This window comes from Massilibacterium senegalense, assembly GCF_001375675.1.
In the GTDB taxonomy this organism is placed as follows: domain Bacteria; phylum Bacillota; class Bacilli; order Bacillales; family Massilibacteriaceae; genus Massilibacterium; species Massilibacterium senegalense.
The window spans coordinates 38,835-55,682 of record NZ_LN831785.1 but is presented as its reverse complement, the minus strand read 5'-3'; the positions used below and the strand labels follow the sequence as shown (position 1 = coordinate 55,682).

Genomic DNA, 16,848 nt, shown 5'->3' with positions numbered 1-16,848 from the left:
TCTAGATGCAGCCAAAGTTGCGGAAAAAATTAAGAGGATTTTTTTTGTTTCATATAGTAATGTAAGGTAAAAGAACTAGCGAATGCAATAGGGAAAATTAACGGTGCGGATAATATGAGTGCTACAAATAATAATTCAAACATCCCAATTTCTTTTGCAATAGCTTCTCCGAATAAAGCATACGCAATGAGAATGTAGAAATACGAAAAAAATACATTCACAAATCCGTAATAAACGGGAGAATGACGCGTTTTTCTCTCTTGCCATTTAAAAATTTCATACATCGAAAAAAAAGAAAGAATGTAAATAATTAAATAGGAAAGAACAAAAATATTCATAAAAAAACTCCCTTAAATTCCTTTTCTTCATTTTAGCATGTTTTATCAAAAGTTGGCCCTTTTATGTTTTTTGAAACAAATAAGCGTTTTTCTTGTGCATAATTTACTATACGTGGTATTTTATTAACAACGATGGATATAAAAAATGATGGAGTGATTGAGATGAGCGTATATCAATTTCAAGCAAAATTAATTAATGGAGTAGATATTTCATTAGAAGCATTTAAAGGGAAAGTATTATTAATTGTCAATACAGCTAGTAAATGTGGATTTACTCCACAATATGAGGATTTACAAAAGTTATATGAAAGATATAAAGATAAAGGTTTAGAGATTTTAGGATTTCCTTGTAACCAGTTCGACGAACAAGAACCAGGTGGGAATAGCGACGTTCAAACATTTTGTCAAAAAAATTACGGGGTAACATTTCCACTTTTTGAAAAAGTGAACGTACGTGACGAAGAAATTCATCCATTATTTCAATATTTAACCGAAAATACGCATTTTAAAGGCTTCGATACATCGAATATTCAAGCGAAATTAATCAAAACATATTTAGAAGAAAATCATCCGGAATTTTTAATAGATGACTCGATTAAATGGAACTTTACGAAGTTTTTAATTGACCGTAACGGAAATATTGTAGAGCGCTTTGAGCCACCTGTAGAACCGATGGATATCGAAAAAGATATTGAAAAATTATTATAAAGAACATACCCTCACTACTATTAGTGGGGGTATTTTTTGAGTATGTTACGTTAGAAACGAAAGGAAAATTGTTATAATAATATCATGACAAGGGGGAGTGGAATCATGAAATTAAGTGTATTAGATCAATCACCAGTATCCGAAGGGAGTACCCCGAGAGAAGCGATTTTGCAAACGACGGAGTTAGCGAAAGAAGTGGAACGCCTTGGATATAAAAGATTTTGGGTATCAGAGCATCATTTTACGAAAAAGTTAGCAGGTTCCAGCCCAGAAGTGTTAATGGCTCATTTAGCTTCACATACTTCGCATATGCGGATTGGTTCTGGTGGTGTCATGTTACCGCATTATAGTCCGTATAAAGTAGCAGAAAATTTTCGCTTATTAGAAACACTTTATCCAGGAAGAATTGATGCAGGAATGGGGAGAGCACCGGGTGGAATGCCTATTTCAACGTATGCACTTCAAGAAGGGAGATTATCTAATTATCAAGACTATCCACGTAAATTAGATGAACTCATTGCGTATTTACACGATGCTTTACCAGAGACACACCGGTATAAAGGATTGAAAGCAACACCGATTCCAGAACAACCGCCAGAAATTTGGTTGTTAGGTTCTAGCGGAGAAAGTGCACGGTTAGCTGCAGAACGTGGAGCAGCATTTGCTTTTGCTCAATTTATTAATGGAGAAGGTGGCGAAGAAGTAGTTCAACAGTACAAGCGTTCTTTTGTACCTTCTATTGTAGGAGAAACACCGAGCGTGCTTGTTAGCATTTTTGTTATCTGTGCGGATACAACAGAAGAAGCAGAAAAAATTGCATCTAGTTTAGATTTATCGCTTTTAATACTTGAAAACGGAATGCCTTCTAATGGGATTCCGTCGATTGAAACAGCACAAGCGTACAATTATTCTTATTTTGAAGCGCTTCGTGTCAAAGAAAATCGTAAACGAATGATTGTCGGAAATCCACAACAAGTAAAAGAACAAATGATGGCGTTAAGTAAGGCGTACGAAACAGATGAATTCATGGTCGTGACGATTACACATGACTTTGCACATAAACTTCGCTCGTATCAATTACTAGCCGAAGTTTTCCAATTATAAAGAAATCCCCTTTCAAATGTGAAAGGGGATTTCTTTATGGTAAATCGATTAACATGAATGTCGCTTGTTCATTTGCTGTTAATATGAGAGAGGTTGTTTCTGTTATTCGAGCGGAATCACGATTTTCTAATGTTTCGGTATGATTAATCGTAAGTGTTCCATCCATGACGAATAAAAATACTCTTCTTCCTGGGGCTTGTTTAAAAGTGATCTCTTTTTTAGCTTCAAAGGTAGATAAATAAATCGTTAAGTCTTGGTTAATGTGTGCAATACCATCTTCCTTTGGATGTTTCGTAACGACTGGTAGTAATTGATTTTTCATGTTTTCGATAGAATACGTTGTTTTTTCATAGGATGGAGTTAATCCAGCTTGATCAGGTAAGAACCATAATTGCAAAAAGTTCACTTCTTCTGTTTGCGATGGGTTCATTTCAGAATGATACACTCCGGTACCAGCTGACATTCGTTGAATTTCTCCAAACGTAGTCTTTGAACGATGTCCTGCCGTATCTTCGTGTTGTAAATATCCTTTTAATACGATTGAGACAATCTCCATTTCCCGATGTGGATGCATCCCAAACCCATACGTAGGTTGGACGATATCATCATTTAACACACACATCGGTCCAAATTGGAGATTAGTTGGATCGTAATATTCCGCAAATGAAAAACTAAATTTAGAACGTAACCATCCGTGGTTTGCCTCATAACGATCTTCTGCTTTATACACTTTTATCATATCAATCACTCTCCTTGTAGTCCTATTTTTTTACATAATGTAATCATTGTTTGTTGTTCTTCATGGGATAGAGCAGAAAATAAGTCGTCCACGAACCGTTCATGCTTTGGAAAAATTTCTTCTAGAAAATGCTTCCCTTTTTCAGTAATAACGGCATAGATGACACGACGATCTGTCGGACAAGATTTACGCATTAACAATTGTTTGTTTTCTAGTTTGTCGACGACATACGTAATACTGCCACTTGATAACAAAATCTTCTTTCCGATTTGTTGGATAGGTTGTTCCCCTTTATGATATAAAAGCTCTAACACACCAAATTCCGTTAGATTTAATCCATAATAAGCGATATCCTCCTTGATTTTTTCTGTCGTATAGTGTGAAGCCCTTGAAAAAACAACTAATAGTTTTAGAGATAAGTTACTAGGCATTTTATCCCGCCTTTATCTTGAAATTAATTATCTTGAATTCAAGATAATTATACGAGATGAAAATAAAAATGTCGATCAGAGAATCTTCATGGACAAACAATAGACGTATAACAAGAACTACTTTATGATAGAAGATATAATATTTCCATTTTTTAAATACAACGCGTACTTTTTTCGTTAAAAAATAGAAGATTTCCGAAAGATAAATAGTCCATTATAACTATGTGAAGGAGAGAAGGGAAACGGGATGGATATTATTTCGTTAGAGCAACAAATCAAACAAAAAATTGTAAGCCCAACAGAACTTGTTCATTTTTTCTTAAAAGAAATTGAAAAGAAAAACGGGGAATTAAATGCTTTTATAACGGTTTGTGAAAAAGAGGCATTACAATCTGCTGAACAAGCGACTATTGATATCATGAAAGGAAACATTCGTGGACCACTGCATGGTATCCCAATCGCGATAAAAGATATGATTCTTACAAAAAATATACGAACAACATTAGGTTCGAAAGTGTATGAACATTATATTCCAAACGAAGATGCGACAGTTGTTCGAAAGTTAAAAGATGCGGGTGCCATTATTATTGGGAAAACAAATACGCATGAATTTGCTTACGGACCTGTCGGTGATCAATCTTATTTTGGACCTGCTCATAATCCATATGATACGACAAAAATAACAGGGGGTTCTAGTGCTGGTTCTGGTGCGGCAGTAGCTAGTAATTTATGTGCAGCAGCACTCGGGACGGATACGGGGGGTTCGGTTCGAATTCCAGCAAGTGCTTGCGGGATTGTAGGGATGAAACCGACGTACGGGCGAGTAAGCAAGCATGGTGCCTTTCCATTAAGTTATACGTTAGATCATGTCGGTCCTATGACAAAAACAGTTCGGGATAACGCCGTTCTTCTTAACATTTTAGCTGGATATGATCCGTTAGATGATGCATCGGTTGCATTTACTGAAGAAGATTTTACTAGATGCATGGGAAAATCCATTCGCCACAAAAAAATCGGAGTACCTTCTTTTTATTTTAAAGGAATAGACGAGGAAGTACGTCAACAAGTACATCACGTCATTCAATTATATGAACAATTAGGTGCGGAAGTGGTGCCGATTGAGTTAGATTTTATCGATGACATTATTCGGATGCAAAGCATTATTATTCAAAGTGAAGCGTATGCGATTCATGAAGATAACCTTAAAAAGTATGCAGAAGACATCCAGCGAGAAGTGAGAAAACGTTTAGAAGATAGTAAACAAATAAAAGGATACGAATATGTGTTAGCGAAACGGAATCAGAAAAAATGGATTGAAACATTTAATAAAGTATTCCAAGAAGTAGATGTACTTTTGACACCAACGTTACCGATTGTACCAACGGATATTTTTCAACGCGAAGTAATGATTCAAGGAAAAAGTCAGGCTGTTATTCCAACGTTATTACGTCAGACGTCACCTACTAACTATTTAGGAAATCCTAGTTTATCTGTTCCTTGTGGTTTTTCAAAAGATTCCTTACCGATTGGTTTTCAACTAATTGCCGAGCACGGAGCAGAAACGAAACTTTATCAATTTGCAGCAATGTTTGAACAAGCATTTTCCATTTCCTCGCATGAACAAAACAGCGGAACATGAGTCATGTCATGTTTCGTTGTTTTTTTATCCTTATTTTAAACTAAAATATTCCATTAATTAGATTTTTATCGATAGTAATTGATTGATAAAGAAATCTTCTATCAATGGGGAATTTTACTGCTTGTTAATGAGGAATAAAAGTAAAAATAAAGGAAAAAATGAATACTTTTTCACTGCTCAATCGTCATTGTATAATAGAGATACATGATGAAAGGATGAACAGATAATGAGAAAAAAGTGGGTATTCCGTGCTTTCATAATAAGTTTTTTAGTATATAGTAGTTTTGGTTGTTCGAATCCCGACATATCAGTTAATCCCCTTATAGACATCGGGAAGATTGCAAACCAACCTCCAAGTGTCGTGGAAGGTTACTTAGGAAAAGAAGATGAACAAACTAAATACGGAAAAATGGAAAAGTCTTATCAAGATGAACAATATGTCATTACGTATGTAAATAATAAGGCGCAGATTATTCAGTACGTTCCAAAAGAAGAAGTGAAGATGCCATTATCTACGAAAAAAACATTACAACTATTTTCTTTGAATGAGAAAAAACCTACGAACGAAACGGATACCTATGTAGAATGGAGTAATTACGGAGTATTTCAAAAAATCAAAATAGAACATAAAAAAAGGTATGTGAAGGAAATAGAATTTATTTGTAAAAACAATTCGTAATGGTCGGTGCCTTTACTTTGACTATTTGTTACCACATATGGTACGTTAACGTTTGTGTATAAGCATAGGAAAAAAGACTAGGGAGGATATACATGGAAAGTGCAACAGCAGTAGGCTTTGTTTGGACGGATAAAGAGACATTAGAGGCAGAAGTAGAAATGACCGATCAACTATTTATTATTCAAGAATATGGTAGTTTTTATAAATGGGATGTCATTGCCGTCGTTAGTTCTTGGTCTACGAACGAAGGATATGAAGAATTATTACGCATGATAGATGAAATACCGATAGAAATGCTGATTGTAACAAAGCCTATTCATACGTTTACCTATAGTGAAGCATTACAGAAAAAATTAAAAGAGAAAAATATTTTCGTTACGACAATCAATATAAAAAAGGAAGCAGCTGTTACCTTTATCCCTTCTTCGATATAAGGAAAAACTACTCTATGATGAATAGAGTAGTTTTTATAGTGGAAAAAGAAATTTTTTCCCTTTTGTGTATTGCTAGAGTAAAATACTACTATACCTAACGGAGGTGAAAGAATGAAATGTAAGAAGTGTGCACAACAGACGTCTTTCTTTCGATTACGCTGTAAACATTGTGGTACATCTTTATTTTTACCTATCTTTCTACCAATTTTATTTGTCATATTATTAGTTAGTAGTTTAATGGTAACAACAGTAGTGGATAAAAGTAAGGAACGACAAACAACGAATCCAACGATACAAAAAGAAGAAAATAGATTAAAAGAACCGGAGCGTTCTATTGAGGAAAAAGAAAAGCAAGAAGAACTTCAACAGTCGAAAAGAACGAATGAGAAAGAAAAAAAGATTCATGTAGAAGAGGGAGAGATACATGGTGATTCTTCATCTTTACAAGCATCAGGAATACGTTCCTCTTTTTTAGAGAATAATGAACAAGATGTGGAAATAAACAAGGTAAGTCCTAAAAGGGAACAGCCTAGTAGTAAGATAACTCCTTCGAAACCGTATGTAAAAAGTGAAGGAGAAGAATCAGAAACAAAACCTAAAATGCCAAGTATCGTACCTGATAATAATCCGTCTGACCCATCATCAGAACAAGGAAATATACAGGAACCTTCTCCAAAACCAACAGAACCAGTAAAACCAATACCAACTCCTGTAGATGTCTGGGAAAGTGTGTTTCCGGTATATAGTTTTAACAAAAATGATAGTACCGTATCACAAGGTACTGCATTTTTAGTGAATACATTTGGAGATGTCGTAACGAACGGGCATGTCATCGAACATGTAAACAATGAGTTTTCGATTTTATTAGATCAAAAGCAATTGCTAAAAGGCCAAGGCAAGTTAATCGGTTACGATCATCAGCTTGATGTTGCCTTGATTCGCGTAGAAGCGTTGAAAAATAGAAATCCATTACAATTAAATGTAGAAAAAGAAGCACAACTACATACAGGGATTGAAACATATGGTAGTAAATTCAAAGATAATGTAACACAAGTATTTTTTGATGATAGTATTTATGAAGAGATGGAGTTTCATAAAAAAGAAGGAAAAATTATCGATACCGCTTCTTTTACAATTGATGGAGAGCCGTATGAATATACGAACATGTATGTAATTAATGTTGAATTACAACGTGGTAATAGCGGAGGACCATTGGTGAAAAAAGGTTCCAATGAAGTAATTGGGATTAACTCGGCAGTTGATGTAGCAGGGAATGGATACAGTATTCCGATGACACAAGTAGCTGGGGTAATTGAAAAATGGTCACATGAACCAATGACACCTGAACAACTTGAAGTGGCACAAAAAGAAAAGGATCGAAAAGTAGAAGCGCAAAGTGAGCAAGAAGTAATCGAATCAGAATCGGATATTCAACAATTACCAAACGTGTCTGCAGCATCAGAGCAAAAAGATCAGGTAGAGACAACGGAGTTACAACAAAAAAATAAGACGGACGAAAATACGAAAGAACTTCCTGAATAAAAGGAGTTCTTTTTTTCAGAAAAGGAGAAAACAGATGGTTAGTACTGCACAACTAACAGGGATGTTTGTTCAAATAATGATTGCTTTTCTTTTGCCAATTAGTTTATTGGTATATTTTGTGCTGAAAAAGAAAATGCGATGGCGTTCGTTTGTGATGGGGATGATTGTTTTTATTTTGTTTTCACAAGTATTAGAAAAACTGTTGCACCTTTATATGATAGATGCTTCAGGGATGAGATTAAAATTTACCGATAATCCTTATTTGTTTATGCTATATGGTGGGCTTGCTGCTGGATTATTCGAAGAGTTTGGTCGATTTTTTGCTTTTCGATATGTATTACGAAAACACCGTTCGTATGATGATGGAGTATCATTTGGAATTGGTCATGCTGGTATAGAAATATGGTTAGTTACAATGTTAGTAGGGATTAATACATTCGTTTTCGCCATTTTGATGAATAAAGGAATGTTAGATACCATGATTGGCAATGCAGTTCCGAAAGAAACGATTGATTTCATTCAACAGCAATTAGTTCAAACACCGTGGTGGATGTATTTGATTGCAGTAGTGGAGAGAATAGCAGCCATCTTATTTCATGTGTCCGCCACGTTGCTCGTATTGTACGGTGTCATCCGAAAACAAATGATGTATGTTTGGTTAGCAGTTATCTATCATGCTTTCTTAGATTTTGCACCTGCTTTATACCAAGCGGGAGTACTGACGAATATTTGGATAGTAGAAGGAATTCTCATGATTTTCGCTGTATTTGCCATTTATCTCATAAAACGAATGAAGGAAAATTTTTCTCTCTTATCAAAGTAAAACGGAGCCTCAGAAAGGCTCCGTTCGTTTTACAATGCTCGTTTATAAATAGCTAACACATCTTCTGCTTGCAATGTTTTGAAACGCCCAAATGGGCCATTAGCCATTGCTTTTTCGACAAGCACTGGTAAATCACTTTCTTTAATATGATAATCAGAAAGTTTGCCTGGTGCTCCAATTGAAGTCCAAAAATCACGGATAGCTTGGATTCCTTCTTTTGCAACAGTAAGGTCACTTTTTCCTTCAGGGTTCACTCCAAATACGCGTGTAGCTAATTGCGTAAAGCGTGTCACATTTTCTTCTAGACAATATTCCATCCAAGCTGGGAATAAAATAGCTAGACCAGCACCGTGCGGAATGTCAAACACCGCTGATACAGCATGTTCAATATTATGCGTCGCCCAATCGCCGCGAAGCCCCATCGATAATGTTCCATTTAATGCTAACGTGCCACAATAAAGAACCGTAGATCGATACTCCTTGTTCGTTAAATCATTGAGTAAAAGGGGAGCTGTCTCTTTTACCGTTCTTAAAATGGATTCAGCGAATTGATCTTGTACCGGTGTATTTTTCTCGTGATGAAAATATTGCTCAAAGACATGTGCCATCATATCAATCATCCCGTAGGTAGTATGATCTTTCGGAAGAGAAGCGGTAAACGTTGGATCTAAAATAGAAAACTTCGGAAAAACAAGCGGACTTCCCCAACCATATTTTTCGTTTGTTTCCCAATTCGTAATAACAGAACTACTGTTCATTTCAGAACCAGTTGCCGCAATGGTTAATACAGTTCCAAGTGGTAACGCTTCTTTCGGTTGTGTTTTCTTTGTAATAATGTCCCAAACATCTCCGTCATATTTTGCACCAACTGCAATTGCTTTTGTACAGTCAATGACGCTACCGCCACCGACAGCAAGTAAAAAGTCAATATTATGTTCTTTTACTAAGTCCACTCCACGATGAACGGTGCTAAGTCTTGGGTTAGGTTCTACACCAGAAAGTTCTACTATCTCAACATTTATTTCGTTTAAACGTTTGATGACCTGGTCGTAAATGCCATTTCGTTTAATACTACCTCCACCGTACACGAGTAAGACTTTTGTCCCGTATTTTGGAATTTCTTCTGTTAGCTTTTCTAGCTTCCCTTCTCCAAAATGTAATGTTGTTGGGTTACTATATGTAAATGATTGCATCATTAACCCCTCCTTGTTTTTTTAGAATAAAAAAAATCAACGTATAATACAAGTAGCATGCTTTATTCCTTCTTTACAGGTGTTGCATATAAAATATAACGGTCAGGAGCATCGCCAACATATCGGAATGGATAACAAGTAGAAACGACTAACTCTTCATTAGGATAAGTAGAGCGAATAATGGAAGTATCGTCGGCAGGAACAATTTTGGCATCGGTCATTTCGTAGGTAAATGTCCCATACGGAAGTTCCACGATTAATTGATCGCCTACTTTCACATCCCCCATTTTTCGAAATACAGTGTCACGATGACCAGAAAGTAAAATTTGATCATTACTTCCAGGAAATTTTGTGTCGCTATAATGACCGACGCCTTTTTCTAAATCATTGGGTGATGTGCCTTCTATAATAGGGATTTCTGCATGAATGGATGGGATTCGTAAAATACCAATTGTTTCATTTTCTTTAGGTTGAAAAGATATCAAACTATTAGGAGATGGTTTTTGAACGAGCTGTTTTGCTTCTTGTAAAGACTTTGCTTCTTTTGATGTTACATCGTACCACTTATAAATAGAAAACGAAATAAACAAAAGTCCAATCAACATAAACAGTTTTCCGGCAAAACGCATTTCCTGCTCCTTTCTTTATTTATGCTTTTTTCACTATTATACCATTTTATGTATATATTTGTAACGGGTAACTGGTGATTATTTTATTGGGAATTGGATATGATAACAAAATAAACAAGGTACTGTTTTTTATACATTTGGTTCCTTTGAGTTAGTCCAAAGAAAGTGAAAAATGGCACCTATAATGATTTTTTTATACTGTAAATAGTGAAAAGATAGGAGATGAAGCAGATGAGTCAAGACAACATACGAATAGAAAGGGACTTTTTAGGTCATAAAGAAGTTCCTCTCGAAGCCTATTATGGTGTACAAACATTACGTGCTATCGAAAATTTTCCTATTACAGGTTATCGAATTGATGAACAATTAATAAAAGCAATGGGAATAGTAAAAAAATCAGCTGCCCAAGCAAATATTGAGATTGGGCAATTAAATAAAAAAATTGGAACTGCTATCGTGCAAGCAGCGGATGAAGTGATAGCAGGAAAATGGAACGATCAATTTATCGTAGACCCTATTCAAGGCGGGGCAGGTACATCAATTAATATGAATACGAATGAAGTGATTGCTAACCGAGCTTTAGAAATTATCGGAGAGCAAAAAGGGCGTTACAATATTATTAGTCCGAATACGCATGTAAATATGTCACAATCAACAAATGATGCTTTTCCTACAGCGATTCATTTAGCTTCGTTGATTCGATTAGATATTTTATTGGACGCGATGGAAGCACTCCATCAGACGTTTAAAGATAAGGCGAAGGAATTTGACGATGTCATTAAAATGGGACGCACTCATTTACAAGATGCGGTGCCGATTCTATTAGGACAAGAATTTGAAGCGTATGCACGTGTATTTGCGCGAGATATCGGAAGAATTCGTCAAGCGGATCAACATTTATATGAAGTGAACATGGGGGCGACAGCGGTTGGAACAGGATTAAATGCCGATCCATATTATATTGAATTAGTCACAAAATACTTGGCTGAGAATAGTGGGTATCCGATTAAAAAAGCAGAAATGTTAGTCGATGCCACCCAAAATACAGATTGCTATGCAGAAGTATCTGCAGCACTTAAAGTATGCATGATGAACATGAGTAAGATTGCAAACGATATTCGCTTAATGGCATCAGGTCCTAGATGTGGATTAGGAGAAATTGTTTTACCAGCAAGACAACCAGGTTCTTCGATTATGCCTGGAAAAGTGAATCCAGTGATGGCAGAAGTGGTCAATCAAGTAGCCTTTCAAGTTATTGGGAATGATCATACCATTTGTTTAGCATCAGAAGCTGGGCAATTTGAATTAAATGTTATGGAACCAGTGCTTGTATTTAACTTATTACAATCGATTCAAATTATGTCCAATGTCTTTACTGTTTTTAAAAAATATTGCATGGAAGGAATTGTACCAAATAAAGAACGTATGGCCCAATACGTAGATAATAGTGTCGGCGTTATTACGGCGATTAACCCACATGTTGGCTATGAAACAGCGGCTGCGATTGCTAGGGAGGCAGTGTTAACAGAGCGACCAGTACGGGAAATTATTTTAGAAAAAGGCGTATTAACAGAAGCGGAATTAGATGTTATTTTACATCCTTTAGAAATGACGCGACCTGGAATTGCTGGAAAAGGACTAATGTTTAAAACGTTACAATAGAATATAGAAGGTGGACTTAAAACGGAGGGATAGTTTCCTTCCGTTTTTTTATATGTGCGCCCGGCATGGGCGAAAACTTGGTGATGAAAGTCCACTACAGGGAACTGTTAGCCGATAGCAAGGGTGTCCACCGTGAGGTGGAATCTGAAGGAAGTTGGAGGTAAAATCTCGAACTGACGAACAGAAACTATATAGAAGGCTGAAGTGGGAAGAACGAGTCTGCACACCAAGATAAAGTCCAATACTGCCCGAATCCCATACAGTAAATATAGCAGTTACATGAGACGAAGGTTATCGCTCTTACCCGGGGAGGTCTCACGGACGTGCAAAACTTGCGTGGTTGAAACAAGATTTATCGTGAGAAGTCAGCAGAGGTCATAGTAGTTTCCAATGGAAATGAAGGACTGAACAATCTTAAATCTTGGAAAACAAGGAGGTGTAAGCATCTCGCCTAAGCGCAGAATACATCGTGGTATGAACCAAAAGATACATAGGAGTGCGTAAAGATGCAGACATGGATATGAAAGAACAAGATGGTATCAATGTCAATCTAATCAATAAAGTTATCGCAAACGAGAATCTTTGGAGAGCATAGGAAAAAGTTTATAGTAATAAAGGTGCTCCCGTGCTCCCGGGGTAGATGGAATTATCGTATATCAATTGAAATCACATATGAAAAAGTACTTTCAACCTCTCAGACAGAAACTTATGGAGGGGACTTACGAGCCTCAGCCGGTTAAAAGGGTTGCTATTCCAAAGTCAGATGGTTCCAAAAGGATATCTAGGGATACCATGTTTGTTGGATAGAGTGGTACAGCAAGCCATCCTCCAAGTAATTGAACCAATCATAGACCCATACTTTTCTGAGAATAGCTTTGGTTTTCGCAAAGGAAGGAATGCCCATCAAGCAATTAAACTTGCCGAACAATATTATCAAGAAGGATACCAAGTAGTAGTGTACTGCGATTTGAAAAGCTATTTTGATACAATCCACCACCAAAGAGTAAGGGCATATTTGGAAGAATTCATTTCGGATAAAATTGTCCTTAAACTGATTTGGAAGTTTCTTTGTTCAGGTATTCTTGACAAAGATATCTATATTGAAACCGCAGAAGGAGCACCACAAGGTGGTCCATTATCCCTTATTTTAGCAACTATCTATTTGAACAAACTGGATATAGAACTAAAAAAGAGAGGACACCGTTTTATTAGGTATGCGGATGATTTCGTCATCTATGTAAAAAGTAAACGTGCAGGCGAAAGGGGAATGGATAGCGTCACAAGCTACATCGAAAAACGCCTTGGGCTAATTATCAACCAAAAGAAAAGTAAAGTCTTTGGTGCAACATCGGCTACATTCCTTGGATTCAATTTACAAAACCTCTTGGAAAAGTCGAATGCCGACCATGCACGTCGGCAAAACTACGATTTAAAGATAAATGGAGGAAGTGGACGAGTCGAAAACAACCGGGAACTTTTGAAGAAATCACGAAGAAGATAAACCAGCTAACCACCGGATGGATTAATTATTATGGAATAGCACGAATGAAAAGATTCATCTTAGACACTCAATAATGGTTAAAACACCGACTTAGACAACTAATTTGGAAGAGATGGAAAAAGGTAAGGACTAAATACAGGATGCCCTGTAGTTATGGAATCAACCATGATGATGCAATGAAATTAGCTAGTTTCCGAAAGGGATATTGGAGGATATCGAAAAGTCAAATCATCTATCAAGCGATAACAAAAGAAAAACTCACAAAGTGGGGATTAAAAGACATTTCCCAACTTTATGAGTTACGATACTTAAAAGGTTGAACCGCCGTATACGGAACCGTACGTACGGTGGTGTGAGAAGTCGGGGATTAAAATTCTCCTCCTACTCTATTTTTAAAATAGGGAAAAGAAGAATACGATAATGAGCGTTATATTTTATGATTACGAGATAAATAGTGTGAAATAATGATAAAATATACTGTTTGTAGACGAATAACATACCATGATAGTAGTGTCAAAAAATAAAAGAATGGAGTGAGTGTATGTATCGAGCATCTTTTAAACATCCCATTTTAGATGTCCCTATGTTAATGTATTTTGATGATGAGTTAAAGTTAGTGTCGTTTGTGAAAGATGAAGAGAAACTTCCATATTGGATGACGGATGAATCTTTGCAAGAAGAACGTGAAAAACGATTGAAGAAAATCAAAAATATGGTGAAGTTTAATTACTCTATTCATACATTAGAAGAAGCATATCAATTTCTAGAAGAAATAGGTGTAGATACACGGAAAGTGAAATTTAATAAGATTTTCATTAATTAAATGGATTATATTGTTTTATCCTACTCTCTTATTGGGTAAATAATACTATAAATATAGAAGTAGGAGTCAATCATATGATAAAAAGAGCGCGTATTCTCATTTATTTTCTTATCGCAATTATGATGAGTATTAGTATTATTTTTAATACCATTTTACAACAAAATTACATATTAGAAAGTAAACGTGCTGAAGTACAAGCGGTGGCTCAACTGTTAGATGAAGAACTAACAGGTACCTACGATGATTACATAGAAGATCCAGATTTATCAAAAGAAGAAAAAATAAAAATGTTAAATAAAAAGTTACAGCCATTTGTAGATGAAGTTACTGTTTCTTTTCCAGAAGTCGGTGCAGGATATTACGTGCGGGAGTTAGATTCCATTGTTGCGTTCGGACCTAATTTTCAAGAAGAAGGGCTTAGAGATATTAAAAAAGAATCAAAAGCTCGTGAAGTATATGAAAGAAAAGAAGCAATTTGGTTTGGTTCCGTTTCACAAACGAGAGAAAATCAAGTAATTGCACGGATTCATCCGATTATACGAGAAGGGGAAGTGATTGGGCACGTATGGGGAAATGTAACGATTGATAATCTTCAAATGATTTTTTTAGAACAAGTGAAAAAATCCGTAGAGTTGTTTGTAATTTTAATTATTATCGGTGTGATTGGGGTACAATTTATTGTCTATTATTATCGAAAAGCATTAGAAACCTTTACGAATCAATTGCTCTCTGTCGATTCTAATCGAGCACAGTTTAGAAAGTTTTTTCCTGAGTTTGATATGATTGTAGAAGAATATACAAAAAATAAAGAAAAAATTGAAAATAGTGAACGTCGTTTCCGTGATGTAGTAAATGCTTTTGATGAATATGTATGGGAAATGAATGAAAACCTTGAATATATATTTATCTCCAAACGAATTACAGAAAAAACAGGATATGAACGCGAAGAATTACTGGGAAAAAAAGTTATCGAAATTGTATATGAAGAGGACCAAGAAACAACCAAACAAATGGTTCAACATTCTTTACAAAATAAGGTACCATTACATCAGTTAGAATATAGAATCATCGCTAAAAATGGTAAAATTCGATGGATGGAATCAAGCGCGGTATTAATGTATGACCAAGATAATAATGTAATCGGCTATCGAGGAGCGACGCGTGATATTACGCAAGAAAAATTGGCGCAAGAAAAATTACATAAACTAGCGTACAAAGATACGCTAACTAATTTACCGAATCGTTTCTGGTTAGAAGAAATGATCGATATAAAAATGACTAAAAAAGAATCATTTAATTTAATTTTCATTGATACAGACCAATTTAAATTAATTAACGATTCGCTTGGGTATGAACAAGGGGATAAAGTTTTAAATATTATTGGACAGCGACTACATGCATATGTGAATCATCGAGGAGAAATCGCACGTTTTGGTGGAGACGATTTTGTTATTTTGTTAGATTGTCAAAAAAATATTTCATTGGAACCATTTGTTAAAGGATTGATTCGTGAGTTTCAAAAACCTTTATATATTAACGAAGAAACGAGTATCTTTATTACTATTAGCATAGGAATAAGTTGTTTTCCAGAAGATACATCTGATAGTAAGACATTAATTCGCTACGCAGATTTAGCAATGGCTTGTGCGAAACGGAATGGGAGAAACAATTATTTATATTATCAAACAAAAATGAACGAACACGCTGTATTACGCATGGCGTTAAAAAATGATTTGTATCAAGCATTAGAAAAGAAAGAATTATTTTTAGTATATCAACCACAAGTTCATATTCATCCTGAAAAAGTACATGGAGTAGAAAGTTTAATTCGTTGGAATCACCCAAAAAGAGGATTGATTCGACCTGATCATTTTATATCGATTGCCGAAGAAACTGGTTTAATTGTTCCTATCGGAAAATGGGTGCTAGAAGAGGCTTGTCGTCAAGGAAAAGAATGGATGATGGCCGGATTAGCACCGATGATTATTTCCGTGAATGTATCGATTCATCAGTTAGAGCAGCCGGATTTCGTACAAGTCGTACGTCATGTGTTGCAAGCAACGGGATTCCCACCTTCATTTTTACAATTAGAAATAACGGAAAGCATTGCAATGTACAACTTTGAAAGTATTATTTCGAAATTAGAAGAGCTTCAACGATTTGGTCTTTCTATTTCGGTAGACGATTTTGGAAAAGAGTATTCATCATTATCTTATTTAAAACAACTACCAATCAACCAAATGAAAATAGATCGGTCTTTCCAAATGACATTAGCAGATAGGAGAACACAATCGATTGTCAAATCGATTATCGAACTTGCACACAATTTACAATTAGAAGTGGTGGCGGAAGGGGTAGAACGGAACGAAGAAAAAGAAATTTTAAAACAATATGATTGTGATATCGTACAAGGATATTATTATGCAAAACCATTAAAAGCAACGGAATTGAAAAAATGGCTTCAAGAGTTTAAAGGATCAACTGTATCTTTTTGATACAGTTTATTTTTTTGTTCAAAATAAAATAATATGAATAAAATACTAGTTCTATGCTATGTTTTTGTGCCGTTATCAAAGGAATAATCCTTCATCATTTTTTTTGAA

General features: G+C 35.5%; 17 protein-coding genes. 12 read left to right on the top strand and 5 right to left on the bottom strand.

Annotation, left to right across the window (positions count from 1 at the left end):
- Positions 1–29 precede the first annotated feature (29 nt).
- Positions 30–338, bottom strand: coding sequence for a hypothetical protein (locus BN1372_RS01045; RefSeq protein WP_062197052.1), 309 nt, complete (start codon positions 336–338; stop codon positions 30–32).
- A 162-nt stretch (positions 339–500) separates the two neighbouring features.
- Here BN1372_RS01045 and BN1372_RS01040 point away from each other — a divergent pair, with 162 nt between their 5' ends.
- Positions 501–1,046: a glutathione peroxidase gene (locus tag BN1372_RS01040; RefSeq protein ID WP_062197051.1), complete on the top strand. Its 546-nt coding sequence runs from the start codon at positions 501–503 to the stop codon at positions 1,044–1,046.
- A gap of 102 nt (positions 1,047–1,148) precedes the next feature.
- Complete coding sequence (locus BN1372_RS01035; protein WP_062197427.1) at positions 1,149–2,150, top strand: LLM class flavin-dependent oxidoreductase; 1,002 nt, start codon at positions 1,149–1,151, stop codon at positions 2,148–2,150.
- A gap of 34 nt (positions 2,151–2,184) precedes the next feature.
- Here BN1372_RS01035 and BN1372_RS01030 read toward each other — a convergent pair whose 3' ends face one another.
- Positions 2,185–2,889, bottom strand: coding sequence for a pirin family protein (locus BN1372_RS01030; RefSeq protein ID WP_062197050.1), 705 nt, complete (start codon positions 2,887–2,889; stop codon positions 2,185–2,187).
- 5 nt (positions 2,890–2,894) lie between these two features.
- Positions 2,895–3,320, bottom strand: a complete 426-nt coding sequence (locus tag BN1372_RS01025; protein ID WP_062197049.1) for a MarR family winged helix-turn-helix transcriptional regulator — start codon at positions 3,318–3,320, stop codon at positions 2,895–2,897.
- 247 nt (positions 3,321–3,567) lie between these two features.
- On the opposite strand from BN1372_RS01025, the gene BN1372_RS01020 reads away from it, so the two are divergent.
- From BN1372_RS01020 to BN1372_RS01000, 5 genes are all read left to right on the top strand, one after another.
- Positions 3,568–4,959: an Asp-tRNA(Asn)/Glu-tRNA(Gln) amidotransferase GatCAB subunit A gene (locus tag BN1372_RS01020; protein ID WP_062197048.1), complete on the top strand. Its 1,392-nt coding sequence runs from the start codon at positions 3,568–3,570 to the stop codon at positions 4,957–4,959.
- Between the two features lie 226 nt (positions 4,960–5,185).
- On the top strand, positions 5,186–5,638 hold the full coding sequence (locus BN1372_RS01015; protein ID WP_062197047.1) for a hypothetical protein: 453 nt from the start codon (positions 5,186–5,188) through the stop codon (positions 5,636–5,638).
- Positions 5,639–5,730: 92 nt separating this feature from the next.
- Positions 5,731–6,072 (top strand): hypothetical protein, encoded by a 342-nt coding sequence (locus BN1372_RS01010; RefSeq protein WP_062197046.1) that lies wholly within the window; start codon positions 5,731–5,733, stop codon positions 6,070–6,072.
- 111 nt (positions 6,073–6,183) lie between these two features.
- The gene (locus tag BN1372_RS01005) at positions 6,184–7,614 is read left to right on the top strand and encodes a trypsin-like peptidase domain-containing protein (RefSeq protein WP_062197045.1); all 1,431 of its coding nucleotides are present in this window, start codon (positions 6,184–6,186) and stop codon (positions 7,612–7,614) included.
- Between the two features lie 34 nt (positions 7,615–7,648).
- Positions 7,649–8,437 carry a YhfC family intramembrane metalloprotease gene (locus BN1372_RS01000; RefSeq protein WP_062197044.1) on the top strand — a complete coding sequence of 263 codons (789 nt, stop codon included), beginning with the start codon at positions 7,649–7,651 and terminating at the stop codon, positions 8,435–8,437.
- Positions 8,438–8,466: 29 nt separating this feature from the next.
- Here the strand turns inward: BN1372_RS01000 and BN1372_RS00995 are convergent, their stop codons facing one another.
- Together BN1372_RS00995 and BN1372_RS00990 are read right to left on the bottom strand one after the other, a co-directional pair.
- Positions 8,467–9,630, bottom strand: coding sequence for an iron-containing alcohol dehydrogenase (locus BN1372_RS00995; protein WP_062197043.1), 1,164 nt, complete (start codon positions 9,628–9,630; stop codon positions 8,467–8,469).
- A gap of 62 nt (positions 9,631–9,692) precedes the next feature.
- Positions 9,693–10,259, bottom strand: a complete 567-nt coding sequence (locus tag BN1372_RS00990) for a class D sortase (RefSeq protein WP_062197042.1) — start codon at positions 10,257–10,259, stop codon at positions 9,693–9,695.
- 231 nt (positions 10,260–10,490) lie between these two features.
- On the opposite strand from BN1372_RS00990, the gene aspA reads away from it, so the two are divergent.
- From aspA to BN1372_RS00970, 5 genes are all read left to right on the top strand, one after another.
- On the top strand, positions 10,491–11,921 hold the full coding sequence (gene aspA / locus BN1372_RS00985) for an aspartate ammonia-lyase (protein ID WP_062197041.1): 1,431 nt from the start codon (positions 10,491–10,493) through the stop codon (positions 11,919–11,921).
- Between the two features lie 808 nt (positions 11,922–12,729).
- Complete coding sequence (locus BN1372_RS15425) at positions 12,730–13,422, top strand: reverse transcriptase domain-containing protein (RefSeq protein WP_230198790.1); 693 nt, start codon at positions 12,730–12,732, stop codon at positions 13,420–13,422.
- On the top strand, positions 13,407–13,496 hold the full coding sequence (locus BN1372_RS15420) for a group II intron maturase-specific domain-containing protein (RefSeq protein WP_230198789.1): 90 nt from the start codon (positions 13,407–13,409) through the stop codon (positions 13,494–13,496). Before BN1372_RS15425 ends, BN1372_RS15420 begins: the two co-directional genes overlap by 16 nt.
- A gap of 467 nt (positions 13,497–13,963) precedes the next feature.
- Positions 13,964–14,245, top strand: coding sequence for a hypothetical protein (locus tag BN1372_RS00975; RefSeq protein WP_062197040.1), 282 nt, complete (start codon positions 13,964–13,966; stop codon positions 14,243–14,245).
- A gap of 74 nt (positions 14,246–14,319) precedes the next feature.
- The gene (locus BN1372_RS00970) at positions 14,320–16,740 is read left to right on the top strand and encodes an EAL domain-containing protein (RefSeq protein WP_062197039.1); all 2,421 of its coding nucleotides are present in this window, start codon (positions 14,320–14,322) and stop codon (positions 16,738–16,740) included.
- Positions 16,741–16,848: the final 108 nt, after the last annotated feature.

Bases quoted from the DNA above. Each gene is read 5' to 3' on its own strand.
- BN1372_RS01045 (WP_062197052.1), bottom strand. From the start codon at position 338: ATGAATATTTTTGTTCTTTCCTATTTAATTATTTACATTCTTTCTTTT.
- BN1372_RS01040 (WP_062197051.1), top strand. From the start codon at position 501: ATGAGCGTATATCAATTTCAAGCAAAATTAATTAATGGAGTAGATATT.
- BN1372_RS01030 (WP_062197050.1), bottom strand. From the start codon at position 2,889: ATGATAAAAGTGTATAAAGCAGAAGATCGTTATGAGGCAAACCACGGA.
- BN1372_RS01025 (WP_062197049.1), bottom strand. From the start codon at position 3,320: ATGCCTAGTAACTTATCTCTAAAACTATTAGTTGTTTTTTCAAGGGCT.
- BN1372_RS01020 (WP_062197048.1), top strand. From the start codon at position 3,568: ATGGATATTATTTCGTTAGAGCAACAAATCAAACAAAAAATTGTAAGC.
- BN1372_RS01015 (WP_062197047.1), top strand. From the start codon at position 5,186: ATGAGAAAAAAGTGGGTATTCCGTGCTTTCATAATAAGTTTTTTAGTA.
- BN1372_RS01010 (WP_062197046.1), top strand. From the start codon at position 5,731: ATGGAAAGTGCAACAGCAGTAGGCTTTGTTTGGACGGATAAAGAGACA.
- BN1372_RS01005 (WP_062197045.1), top strand. From the start codon at position 6,184: ATGAAATGTAAGAAGTGTGCACAACAGACGTCTTTCTTTCGATTACGC.
- BN1372_RS01000 (WP_062197044.1), top strand. From the start codon at position 7,649: ATGGTTAGTACTGCACAACTAACAGGGATGTTTGTTCAAATAATGATT.
- BN1372_RS00995 (WP_062197043.1), bottom strand. From the start codon at position 9,630: ATGCAATCATTTACATATAGTAACCCAACAACATTACATTTTGGAGAA.
- BN1372_RS00990 (WP_062197042.1), bottom strand. From the start codon at position 10,259: ATGCGTTTTGCCGGAAAACTGTTTATGTTGATTGGACTTTTGTTTATT.
- aspA (WP_062197041.1), top strand. From the start codon at position 10,491: ATGAGTCAAGACAACATACGAATAGAAAGGGACTTTTTAGGTCATAAA.
- BN1372_RS00975 (WP_062197040.1), top strand. From the start codon at position 13,964: ATGTATCGAGCATCTTTTAAACATCCCATTTTAGATGTCCCTATGTTA.
- BN1372_RS00970 (WP_062197039.1), top strand. From the start codon at position 14,320: ATGATAAAAAGAGCGCGTATTCTCATTTATTTTCTTATCGCAATTATG.